Source organism: Nereida sp. (assembly GCF_965655635.1).
Lineage (GTDB): Bacteria > Pseudomonadota > Alphaproteobacteria > Rhodobacterales > Rhodobacteraceae > Nereida.
In genome coordinates this window covers 125253-135965 of the sequence record NZ_CBFHHE010000002.1, presented here as the reverse complement: position 1 = coordinate 135965, position 10713 = coordinate 125253, and the positions used below count along the sequence as shown (strand labels likewise).

12 protein-coding genes are annotated in these 10713 nt (G+C 54.7%); 9 read left to right on the top strand and 3 right to left on the bottom strand.

What is annotated here, in order from left to right; all coding sequences use genetic code 11:
* On the top strand, nucleotides 1-563 hold a 563-nt coding region (locus ACTF5M_RS01415), incomplete at its 5' end, for an L-serine ammonia-lyase, iron-sulfur-dependent, subunit alpha (protein WP_438959328.1).
* Nucleotides 564-572: 9 nt separating this feature from the next.
* Here ACTF5M_RS01415 and ACTF5M_RS01410 read toward each other — a convergent pair.
* The gene (locus ACTF5M_RS01410; protein ID WP_438959327.1) at nucleotides 573-1244 is read right to left on the bottom strand and encodes a thiamine diphosphokinase; all 672 of its coding nucleotides are present in this window, start codon (nucleotides 1242-1244) and stop codon (nucleotides 573-575) included.
* Nucleotides 1245-1383: 139 nt separating this feature from the next.
* Between ACTF5M_RS01410 and ACTF5M_RS01405 the strand changes: the two genes are divergently transcribed.
* A complete protein-coding gene (locus tag ACTF5M_RS01405; RefSeq protein WP_438959326.1) occupies nucleotides 1384-3417 on the top strand; it encodes a hypothetical protein in 2034 nt (677 codons plus the stop codon).
* A gap of 74 nt (nucleotides 3418-3491) precedes the next feature.
* Here the strand turns inward: ACTF5M_RS01405 and ACTF5M_RS01400 are convergent, their stop codons facing one another.
* Nucleotides 3492-3740, bottom strand: a complete 249-nt coding sequence (locus ACTF5M_RS01400) for a DUF2842 domain-containing protein (RefSeq protein WP_438959325.1) — start codon at nucleotides 3738-3740, stop codon at nucleotides 3492-3494.
* Between the two features lie 33 nt (nucleotides 3741-3773).
* Nucleotides 3774-5069, bottom strand: a complete 1296-nt coding sequence (locus tag ACTF5M_RS01395) for an adenylosuccinate synthase (RefSeq protein ID WP_438959324.1) — start codon at nucleotides 5067-5069, stop codon at nucleotides 3774-3776.
* A 213-nt stretch (nucleotides 5070-5282) separates the two neighbouring features.
* Between ACTF5M_RS01395 and secG the strand changes: the two genes are divergently transcribed.
* From secG to ACTF5M_RS01360, 7 genes are all read left to right on the top strand, one after another.
* Entirely contained in the window at nucleotides 5283-5636 is a 354-nt protein-coding gene (gene secG, locus ACTF5M_RS01390; RefSeq protein WP_438959323.1) for a preprotein translocase subunit SecG, read from the top strand.
* A 216-nt stretch (nucleotides 5637-5852) separates the two neighbouring features.
* Nucleotides 5853-7496 (top strand): CTP synthase, encoded by a 1644-nt coding sequence (locus tag ACTF5M_RS01385; RefSeq protein WP_438959322.1) that lies wholly within the window; start codon nucleotides 5853-5855, stop codon nucleotides 7494-7496.
* 173 nt (nucleotides 7497-7669) lie between these two features.
* Nucleotides 7670-8035 (top strand): TerB family tellurite resistance protein, encoded by a 366-nt coding sequence (locus ACTF5M_RS01380; RefSeq protein ID WP_438959321.1) that lies wholly within the window; start codon nucleotides 7670-7672, stop codon nucleotides 8033-8035.
* A gap of 91 nt (nucleotides 8036-8126) precedes the next feature.
* Complete coding sequence (locus ACTF5M_RS01375) at nucleotides 8127-8990, top strand: PhzF family phenazine biosynthesis protein (protein ID WP_438959320.1); 864 nt, start codon at nucleotides 8127-8129, stop codon at nucleotides 8988-8990.
* Nucleotides 8991-9032: 42 nt separating this feature from the next.
* Nucleotides 9033-9326 carry a DUF1330 domain-containing protein gene (locus ACTF5M_RS01370; RefSeq protein WP_438959319.1) on the top strand — a complete coding sequence of 98 codons (294 nt, stop codon included), beginning with the start codon at nucleotides 9033-9035 and terminating at the stop codon, nucleotides 9324-9326.
* A 58-nt stretch (nucleotides 9327-9384) separates the two neighbouring features.
* Nucleotides 9385-9819: a TerB family tellurite resistance protein gene (locus tag ACTF5M_RS01365; RefSeq protein WP_438959318.1), complete on the top strand. Its 435-nt coding sequence runs from the start codon at nucleotides 9385-9387 to the stop codon at nucleotides 9817-9819.
* A gap of 116 nt (nucleotides 9820-9935) precedes the next feature.
* A complete protein-coding gene (locus tag ACTF5M_RS01360; RefSeq protein ID WP_143081985.1) occupies nucleotides 9936-10706 on the top strand; it encodes an ABC transporter ATP-binding protein in 771 nt (256 codons plus the stop codon).
* Nucleotides 10707-10713: the final 7 nt, after the last annotated feature.

Below are 10713 nucleotides of genomic sequence, written 5' to 3'. Positions count from 1 at the left end.
CAATGGCCGTGAATGAAGAAAACGCGGCTGGTGGACAGGTGGTCACAGCCCCCACCAATGGGGCCGCCGGCGTGGTGCCGGCAACAATACGCTACTACCTCGATCACGTGCCTGGCGCATCTGTCAGCCGCGTGCCGGAATTTTTGCTGACCGCTGCGGCGATTGGCGGTTTGGTGAAATTCAACGCGTCAATCTCAGGCGCAGAAGCTGGTTGTCAGGCCGAAGTAGGTAGCGCCGCCGCAATGGCCGCCGCTGGCCTGACGGCTGTTTTGGGTGGCACGACTGAGCAAATCGAAAACGCTGCAGAAATCGCACTTGAGCACCACTTAGGCATGACATGTGATCCGGTGCGCGGCTTGGTTCAGGTGCCCTGCATTGAGCGTAATGGGCTTGGCGCGATCAAGGCCGTATCTGCGGCATCGCTATCGATGCGCGGCGACGGCACACATCTTGTCCCGCTTGACGCGGCGATCGAGACCATGCGCCAAACCGGTGCGGATATGTCGGAGAAATATAAAGAAACGTCTCTGGGCGGTCTGGCCGTCAATATTCCGAACTGCTGACCACAGCACCTACCAGCTGGGTGCGGCACGCAATGCATCCGCCAGCACGTAGATCAACGTGCGGGGTAAAATAAGCAACATTTTGGGATCATATGTTTCGATTGTTACGGCGCCGCCCAAAGCCTCGTTCGAGGTGCCGATTGCGCTGTCGGGACTAAAACGAATGCCATCCAGCGCCCACTTCAGCCCAGTCGAGCTTGCCCGTGCGGGGCCCATCGGAAACAGTGAAACCCGCGTTTGCGCAGTCACATCCCTAAAATCAAGGCGCGCCGGCGCAAGACAAGCCGTATCGACCTCACCCACCACGATGCAGCGGGATTTGGGCGCTTTGACAAGGCCGCTAAGCACAGCAAGGCCGTGATCCATGCGCGCGCCGGTAAACCCGATGGCATAGATAAGCGGCGCATCGATATTGCGTAACGCTTTGTCAAAATCCGTTGTGTCTTGTTCGGGCACTGCAATGACCCGATCCGCGAGTTTGTCATGGGCGGTTCCGCTGATACTGTCCAAATCGCCGATCACAAAATCAGGTGTCACGCGATTGGCCAGGGCTGCATCCGCCCCGCCATCCACAGCCACAACGCAACCGCACCTAGACGCCAAAGACCAATCATCACGATGAGTCGGACCACCACCAACAAGTAAAACCGGTGCGTTTTGTGAAACAATTGCTTTGGACATTTAACATTACTGCCTAAGTTGGAAACAAATCACAATTCTGCCTTGAAATAACACCGCCATCAACGCGGCATTGTTCCAATTTGACACATGTATCAAGTTAAACCGTTCCCCGCTGGATTACAAAGAAAGCGAGTACGCAATGGTAGGGCCAAATAAAATTCTAACAGTCTCATATGGGACGTTTTCACGCACTCTTGAGGGGTTTGACGATTCCTTCAATGCGATGAAAGCGATTGCGGAGTATTTCCGCGACCTTGCGGCTGATGACCGGTACTTTGGCGCAGAACCACCCGTACCAGACGCAGAGATGTTGGCCCGTGTCGCAGAGCGTGAAATTGAGCGGCGCGTGATTGGTCGCATTGAAGGCAATGACGTCGAACTTAGCGCCAGACCGAGCAGCCCTGCCCCCACACCCGCCGCACAGCCCGACGTTAGCGGCCCGCAAAACGCGACGATGGTGCCAAATATGGCTTCAGCAAGCGCCCAATCACAGCCTGATAGTGGCGTTGCAAGTGCTGCCGAAAAGCTCAAGCGCATCAGGTCAGCGGTCCAATCATCTGCAGCAACTAAAAGCGAGGCCACACGCGGCGCAGCACCAACCACTGCTGCGATTGCACCCAACCCCAGTGAATTTATCGAAGACCAGCACGCCGATGCAGAACGCGGTATAGACACTGCCTTTGCGGATTTGCATAACAGCGATGACGCCCCAACAGCGACTAACGCCGCCCCCTTCACACCAGTTGAAGCACCAAATGACAACGAAACAGACTTAGCTACGGACGATTTCGATATCGATAGCTTCATCTCGACTGTCGAAAACGATGAGGCCAACGACACAGTTGCGCACGCCCCCAAAGTTGATGCAGCAACAAGTCCCGTTGCACGGGTCATCAAAGTCAAAAAAGCAGATCTTGAGCGCGCATTGGACAGCGGTGAGTTGGAAGAACTGTTCGACGATGAAAGCGATGAACAGGAAGAAAACGAAGTCCAACAAGGCAATAAAGTTGAAGCCGCAAGCCCAGCAGATGACAGCGCTGAGGACGATGATGATCTAATGGATGACCCTCTCGATGCAGAAGACGAAACGGACGTGGAGGCAACAGAGACCGCGACAGATCACCCACAAATTATGCTCACAACACCCTCGTCCCTAAGCCCCGAGGATGAAGCGGATTTACAAGCAGAACTCGCGGCGGCGCTTGCTGCCGAGGAGGAAGCACAAAACGTGGCAGAAGCGCCCACACCAGAATTCATACCAGAACCTGAGACGGAGACGGAAGCGCGCGCAGTTGACCAACGCGCGCCTGAACCTACAGTTGAAACGCGTGACGAAGCCGCCACTACCAAAGAAGATGACGCAGCAGACGCTCTTGCAGCAATGCTTGCCAAAGCTGAGGTCGATGCCCGCAAAGAAGCAGCGGCCCAAACCCGCAAAGGCGCGCCAATTGATATGGAGCGTTTAATGCAGCAAGCGGACCGCGAGTTGACCACCGCCGAAACAGGCCGCAAGCAAAATGCTATTGCGCACCTGAAAGTAGCGGTCGCATTGAAAGCAGCAGACCTCGCCGCGGGCTTTGGCAATCGCAACGCCGATCAGACGGATGAGTACCGTGCAGATTTAGCCGACGCCGTGCGCCCAGCGCCCGCAGCCCCGCTTAAGTTGGTGGCCGAGCAACGTGTAGACATCCCGCAAGCACCGGAACCTGAGATGCAAGATGAGGATACGACACTCCCTGTGCGTCCTATCCGTCCGCGCCGTGTTGTTCGCGGATCAAAACCGGTTGCACAGCAAACCTCCGCTGCCGATCCACAGACGGCCGCGCCCAAGGCACCAATAAGCGCAGCGACTACAATTCCGGCATTTCAGACCGAAAGCTTTTCAGAATTCGCCGCCCAAATGGGCGCACATGAACTTCCCGATCTACTTGAGGCCGCGGCAGTTTATCTCGCTGTGGTCGAAGGGCAGCCAACGTTCTCGCGCCCACAAGTCATGTCAAAAGCAAGCAGCGTAAGTGACGACGGATTTAGCCGCGAGGACGAGTTACGCTCGTTCGGACAGCTGTTGCGTCAAGGTAAATTCCAAAAACAAAAACCAGGGCAGTTCGTGGTGCAAGAAACCAGCCGATTTAATCCCAACCAAGATTTCGCCCCCTTGCGGCGCGGGGCTTAATACCACCATTTTGTTAAAAGACTTGGTGAGCAGAAACAAAAAAGCGGCCTTAGATCTGGGCCGCTTTTTTTCGATTAGTGTTGTTCATCTTCCGGTGGTGCATTCGGATCAGCTTGCCCAACCCCTTTGAAAACCGCCTTCAGCGGGAAAGCCCATAAAACACCAAGTAAGACAAATACGCCCAACTCGATTAAAATAGAGGGCCGTCCCATCACGTCACGGAGCAAATCAATAAGTGTCACCGCCATAACAATGTAAATCGGCACCCCAAAAATCAGGATGAACAGTGACCAACGTCTCTTTGCTTTGTGGCTTAGCGCCATTGGTGGCCTCCGGAGTGTTAACGTTCGTGCTATTTAGTCTGCAAATGGATCCGTCACGAGAATGGTGTCTTCGCGCTCTGGTGAAGTTGAAACTAGGGCGACGGGGCAGTTGATCAACTCTTCGATCCGGCGGACATATTTGATGGCCGCAGCAGGCAAATCGGCCCATGATTTTGCACCAGCAGTGCTATCTTGCCAGCCTTCAATTTCCTCATAAATCGGTGTTACGCGTGCTTGTTGGTCTGCCGCCGTTGGCAGGTAGTCAAGACGCTCGCCATCCAGATCATAGCCAACGCAAATTTTGAGCGTGTCAAAACCGTCGAGAACATCAAGCTTGGTAAGCGCGATGCCAGAAACGCCAGACGTGGCGCAGGTCTGACGTACGATGGTCGCGTCAAACCAACCACAACGACGCTTGCGCCCTGTTGTCGTGCCAAACTCATGACCGCGCTCACCAAGACGTTGACCGTCTGCATCTTCCAGCTCGGTCGGGAACGGCCCTTCGCCCACACGGGTGGTGTAGGCTTTGACTATGCCCAAAACGAAATCAATCGCCGTTGGCCCAAGACCTGTACCCGTCGCAGCCTGCCCTGCGATTACGTTAGAGGATGTCACGAAGGGGTATGTGCCGAAATCGATATCGAGCAATGCGCCTTGGGCGCCTTCGAACAAAATCCGCTGACCGGCTTTGCTACGCTCGTTCAAAACTTTCCAAACCGGTGCTGCGTAGGGCAGCAGCTGTGGCGCAATGGCGCGCAGCTCGTTCAAAAGCGCTTCGCGGTCAACGGGCTCAATTCCCAAACCTTTGCGCAGCGGGTTGTGATGCTGCAACGCACGATCAACCCGCGCAACAAGTGTTGCATCATCAGCAAGGTCGGCTACGCGGACAGAACGACGTCCAACTTTGTCTTCATATGCAGGCCCGATACCGCGACCTGTTGTACCAATCTTGGTGCCAGCGCATGCAGCTTCTTCACGGGCACGATCCAGTTCGCCGTGTATTGGCAAAATCAGTGGTGTGTTTTCAGCGACCATCAATGTCTCGGGCGTGATTTCAACGCCTTGGGCACGGACCGTTTCGATCTCTTTCATCAAGTGCCATGGGTCCAGCACAACGCCATTCCCAATAACGGAGAGCTTGCCGCCACGCACCACACCGGATGGCAGCGCATGCAATTTGTAGACGTTGCTATCAATAACCAGCGTGTGGCCCGCGTTGTGCCCCCCTTGGAAACGGGCAATGACATCTGCGCGCTCTGAGAGCCAATCAACGATCTTGCCTTTACCTTCGTCACCCCACTGGGCGCCAACCACCACTACATTTGCCATTGCGCTCTGCCTTCATGCCTAGAGATCAAACCGTGGTCCCTATAAGACAGAGGCACGGCAGGGGAAAGGGTGAAAGGCGCGCTCAAACCTCAAAGCTGATAGAGTTACCCAGGTAGCAGCGTCAAATGAATGATAAATCCCCTACATTCGGACCTTGCGACATTGGGCCGTTCCCACTACATACCGGCCAACCTTTGATAAACGAGCGCCCCCATGGAAAACGTACTGCTGATTGTTTTGTTGTTGCTAGCTTTGGCTTTGATCGGCGTTGTGCTGCTTCAACGGTCTGAAGGTGGCGGCCTTGGCATGGGCAGTGGTGGCGGCGGTGGCGGTGTTATGACCGGCCGCTCGGCTGCATCGGCCTTGTCAAAAGTGACATGGATTTTGGGCGTCGCTTTCATGACGGTCGCTTTGTTGATGACTGTTTTGACATCCCTTGATGGCAACGGCAGCTCTGTTGTGGATCAATTGGCACCTCCTTCTGCGGAAACAGCACCTGTGGCCCCAGCGGGCGCGGACTTGCTGCCACCATCTGCGGATGAGCCAGCAACACCGCGTGCTGACTAAACAACCCAACACGACACAAGTTAGTCTAAATACCTGATCTAAAAGCGGCTTTCTTATACTATCTATAGTATATGGCGACATTAATTCCGCCCTATATTGCGTTTGACTGGTTGCGCACCTCGTCCGAATCCTGATAGGATTAAACCCCGTGATACAGCGCATCTGAGGTGCTGTTTTGCACCGAGCATGCAACAAAACACGGGGATATCTCACACCATGGCACGGTTTATTTTTATTACAGGTGGTGTTGTTTCCTCGCTTGGCAAAGGCCTTGCTTCTGCTGCTTTGGGCGCTCTTTTGCAGTCGCGGGGTTTTACTGTCCGCCTGCGTAAACTGGACCCATATCTCAATGTCGATCCGGGCACGATGTCACCCTTTGAGCACGGAGAGGTGTTTGTAACGGACGACGGCGCAGAGACCGATTTGGACCTTGGCCACTATGAGCGCTTTACCGGCGTTGCGGCGCGCAACAGTGATTCCGTTTCATCTGGTCGGATTTACTCAACCGTTCTCGAGAAAGAACGGCGCGGCGATTATTTGGGCAAAACGATCCAAGTAATCCCCCACGTAACCAACCAGATCAAAGAGTTCATCGACATTGGTGATGATGAAGTTGATTTTATGCTGTGCGAAATCGGCGGCACTGTTGGGGACATCGAAGGCCTGCCTTTCTTTGAAGCCATCCGCCAATTCGCCAACGATAAGCCGCGCGGTGACTGTATCTTTATGCACCTGACGTTGCTGCCGTTCATCAAAGCCTCGGGCGAGTTGAAAACAAAGCCGACCCAACACTCGGTCAAGGAACTCCGCTCAATCGGGTTGGCACCGGATATTCTGGTTTGCCGTTCAGAGGGTCCAATCCCGGAAAAAGAGCGTGAAAAGCTTGCTCTATTCTGCAACGTGCGCTCCGAGAGCGTGATTGCGGCGCAAGACCTTAAATCCATCTACGAAGCCCCACTTGCCTATCACCGTGAAGGCATGGACCAAGCAGTATTGGATGCCTTTGGCATTACACCTGCCCCTCAGCCCAACCTAAAGCGTTGGGAAGATGTGGCCGACCGCGTTTACAACCCCGAGGGCGAAGTCAAAGTTGCGATTGTTGGCAAATACACCCAGCTAGAAGATGCTTATAAATCAATCAACGAAGCTCTAACCCACGGTGGCATGGCCAACCGTGTGAAGGTCAAAATTGAATGGGTCGACGCAGAACTTTTCGACCGTGAAGACCCTGCTCCGCACCTCGAAGGGTTCCACGCGATTTTGGTTCCGGGCGGCTTTGGCGAGCGCGGCACCGAAGGTAAAATCAAAGCGGCAGAATTCGCTCGTACCCGTAAAGTGCCCTACCTCGGAATTTGCCTTGGCATGCAAATGGCTGTCATTGAGGCCGCACGAAATGTGGCTGGGCTTGCGGATGCCGGTTCCGAAGAGTTCGACCATGAGGCAGGCAAAAAGCGGTTTGAACCGGTTGTCTACCACCTCAAAGAATGGGTGCAGGGCAACGCAAAAGTTCAGCGTAAGGCAGATGATGATAAAGGCGGAACCATGCGCTTGGGGTCATATGACGCAACGCTGGTCGAAGGATCTAAAGTTGCCGAAGTGTACGGCACGACATCCATCGAAGAGCGCCACCGCCACCGGTATGAAGTTGATACGAAGTACCGCAAGCAGCTTGAAGAATGTGGCTTGTTGTTCTCGGGCATGTCCCCCGACGGCACGCTGCCCGAAATCGTTGAGTGGCGTGACCACCCCTGGTTCATCGGCGTACAGTTCCATCCGGAGCTGAAATCCAAGCCTTTCGCGCCGCACCCTCTGTTTGAGGGGTTCGTGAAAGCAGCGAAAGAGGCCTCCCGCCTTGTCTAAACCCGCCTTAGTTGGTTGAATTATTTAACACGCGCCCCGCACCCGCAGGGCGCGTTTTCTTGCAACACTTACCAAGACATGATTCGCCTTTGTTATTTTTTCCTTTGGAAACCGTCACCTCTGGGCCATTGCTAACGTAATGATCGCGAAAAATCGCGGCGCAAGGAGCAGATATGATAGGTGGAATTCTTGGGGTGGTCTCACGACCTGCTCGGCTCGAACCCGTTTTACCAGCACTCGACGACCACGTAACCCTTGCAGCACTGCTGGTGCGGCTTGCGCGCAGTGATGGCCCTCTCAACTTGGCAGAGATAACCACGATTGATGAGGTTCTGAAACGCCGCCTAGGTCTCAACGGTATTGCCGCTGCGCAATTGCGTGCATCCGGTGAAACGATTGAGCGCGAATATCCCCACACCGAAGCTCTGGGGCGCTTGCTAGCCCATGAGACGCCCGCCCACGAGCGCGACGCGCTGATAGATGACTTGCTTCTTGTGGTCAATTGCGACGGCCCAAAACAAGCCCCGAACACAACTTGATGGAGCGGATCGAAGCCCTCTTGCCCGCACCTGCGAAAACCATTCAAATGTACGGGACGATCAGCTAGGTCGTCCCTGCACGGTGGACCCAATGCTTACTCTCGACTTCACGACCTACGACGTATTCACGCAGCGCCCGTTCAGTGGCAACCCATTGGCCATTGTTGAGGGTGCAGACGATCTGAGCACAGCGCAGATGCAAACAATTGCTCGTGAATTCAACTTGTCAGAAACCATCTTTGTGCAAACGCCAGACGATACTGCGAACACGGCTAAGGTCCGGATCTTTTTCCCAACCGCCGAAATCCCTTTTGCAGGTCATCCCACCATTGGCTGTGCGCTGCATCTGGCCCAAAAGCGTGGGTTGGATCATGTGGTGCTTGAGGAAGTTGCCGGGCTTGTACCCGTCACAGTTACCAACGCCACAGCACAATTTACCGCGCCAGTTGTGCCTTTTGACTGCAATATTGCAGTCGATACTCAATTAGCGGCCTCCGCTTTGGGCCTGACCACCACGCAAATTGGCCCGCACACAGCGGGCGTGCACGAAGGCGGGCCGCGTTTTCTCTATATTCCCGTGGTGAATGAGGCCGCGTTGCAACAAGCCCGCCCACTCGAGCCCGCATGGGATCAACTGATACAAGCCTGTCAGGTGGACAATGCGTATCTCTATACACCAAGTTCCAATGCGCGAATGTTTTCCCCCACCGCCGGTATTCCCGAAGATCCTGCAACAGGCAGCGCAAGCGCAATTCTGGCTAGTCAGCTTTTGCAAAACGGCGCGCTGAACAAAGACGGCACAACCAAACTGCAATTGACCCAAGGCATTTCCATGGGACGGCCAAGCGAGATCCAATTTGAAGCAGATTTAGCCAACGGCGTACTGACTGCGGTGCGCATCGCAGGCAGCGCCGTGCCAATCTCAAAAGGGCAAATTACCGTTCCTTCCGCCTAATCAGCCCACCTATTTATCCCCCCCCACAAATCGGAGAAATACATGCCCAAAGGATACTGGATTGCACACGGAGATGTCTCAGACCCTGAAGGTTATGAAGCCTACAAGGCCGCAAACGCAGCCCCATTTGCAGAATTTGGCGCGCGTTTCGTCGTGCGAGGCGGCAAGCAAACCCTTGAAGAAGGGACTGCGCGCTCACGCACCGTCGTCATTGAATTCCCAAGTATTGAGGCTGCCTACGCTTGCTACAACAGCGCGGAATATCAAGCCGCCAAAGCCCTGCGAGAGCCAATCGCATTGACCGATATGGTTATCGTCGAAGGGTATGACGGCTAGACGCCGCGCAGTTCGGCACGCCACTTGAAAGCCCTTTTTAAAAGCATAAATACTGAATATGTTTGCACAACTTCTAAACCGCCTCACAGCCGATAAACCCTCCCAGCTTGCGGATACGGACGCGCGGCTTGCCCTGACGGGATTGCTGGTCCGGCTTGCCAAATCTGATGGGGATTACGCGCTTGCAGAACAACAGCGCATCGTTTCGATCATTCAGGCCCGCTACGGGCTGTCTGGCAGCGATGCTCAAAGCCTAAAACTGCAGGCCGAGGAGTTGGAAAAAGAAGCGCCCGACACAGTGCGCTTTACCCGCGCTATCAAAGATGCAGTCGCCTATGAGGACCGCATCGCAGTCGTCGAAGCGCTGTGGACCGTTGCATTGGCGGATGGTGAGCGTGACGACGAAGAAGATGCGCTTTTGCGCATGGTCGTGTCGTTCCTTGGTGTCTCAGATATCGACAGCAATCTGGCGCGCCAAAGGGTCAGCACCTAGGAAAGCCAAAAATAGCCGCAGCGGCGCCAAGTTCCGCTGGGTCAAGTTTGGCGCATACCATTGCAATTTCTGTAGAATCGAAGTGTATTAAAGCGCTAACATTTGCAGGGATAGCTGTGACCACCGACACTGTCATCGAATTGAAGGATTTGCACAAATCCTACGGAGAGCTTGAGGTTCTCAAAGGGGTCGGTATCCGCGCGGAACGTGGGGATGTTGTCTCGCTCATCGGCTCATCTGGTTCCGGCAAGTCCACGCTTTTGCGCTGTGCGAACCTGCTCGAAGACAGCCAGCAGGGCGATGTGATTTTCGAAGGCGATCCAGTCAATTGGCGCGGCACAGCCCAAGCCCGCCGTCCCTCTGATGCAGCTCAGGTTCGCCATATCCGCACTAACCTGTGCATGGTATTCCAACAGTTTAATCTGTGGGCCCATATGACAATTCTTGAAAATGTCATGGAAGCGCCTGTTACTGTTTTGGGGCGAGCCAAGTCAGAAGTTGAAGCCTCTGCGCGCAAATATCTCGAAAAAGTGGGCATTGGGGACAAATGCGATGTGTATCCCGCACAGCTTTCGGGTGGCCAGCAACAGCGTGCTGCCATCGCGCGTGCCCTTTGCATGGAGCCAAAGGCCCTGCTGTTTGACGAGCCGACGTCCGCCCTTGACCCAGAGCTTGAGCAAGAAGTGATCCGCGTGATCAAAGACCTTGCCGCTGAGGGGCGCACGATGCTGATCGTCACCCATGACATGAACCTTGCCCGCGATGTATCTGATCACGTTGTGTTTTTGCACCAAGGGCTGATCGAAGAAGAAGGCGCACCTGACGAGTTGTTTGGCGCGCCAAAATCCGAGCGTTTGCAGCAATTTCTTTCTGCTGGCAGCGCATAACAACACC

Excerpts from the sequence above, each read along its gene's own strand:
- ACTF5M_RS01410 (WP_438959327.1), bottom strand. The coding sequence starts at position 1,244 with ATGTCCAAAGCAATTGTTTCACAAAACGCACCGGTTTTACTTGTTGGT.
- ACTF5M_RS01405 (WP_438959326.1), top strand. The coding sequence starts at position 1,384 with ATGGTAGGGCCAAATAAAATTCTAACAGTCTCATATGGGACGTTTTCA.
- ACTF5M_RS01400 (WP_438959325.1), bottom strand. The coding sequence starts at position 3,740 with ATGGCGCTAAGCCACAAAGCAAAGAGACGTTGGTCACTGTTCATCCTG.
- ACTF5M_RS01395 (WP_438959324.1), bottom strand. The coding sequence starts at position 5,069 with ATGGCAAATGTAGTGGTGGTTGGCGCCCAGTGGGGTGACGAAGGTAAA.
- secG (WP_438959323.1), top strand. The coding sequence starts at position 5,283 with ATGGAAAACGTACTGCTGATTGTTTTGTTGTTGCTAGCTTTGGCTTTG.
- ACTF5M_RS01385 (WP_438959322.1), top strand. The coding sequence starts at position 5,853 with ATGGCACGGTTTATTTTTATTACAGGTGGTGTTGTTTCCTCGCTTGGC.
- ACTF5M_RS01380 (WP_438959321.1), top strand. The coding sequence starts at position 7,670 with ATGATAGGTGGAATTCTTGGGGTGGTCTCACGACCTGCTCGGCTCGAA.
- ACTF5M_RS01375 (WP_438959320.1), top strand. The coding sequence starts at position 8,127 with ATGCTTACTCTCGACTTCACGACCTACGACGTATTCACGCAGCGCCCG.
- ACTF5M_RS01370 (WP_438959319.1), top strand. The coding sequence starts at position 9,033 with ATGCCCAAAGGATACTGGATTGCACACGGAGATGTCTCAGACCCTGAA.
- ACTF5M_RS01365 (WP_438959318.1), top strand. The coding sequence starts at position 9,385 with ATGTTTGCACAACTTCTAAACCGCCTCACAGCCGATAAACCCTCCCAG.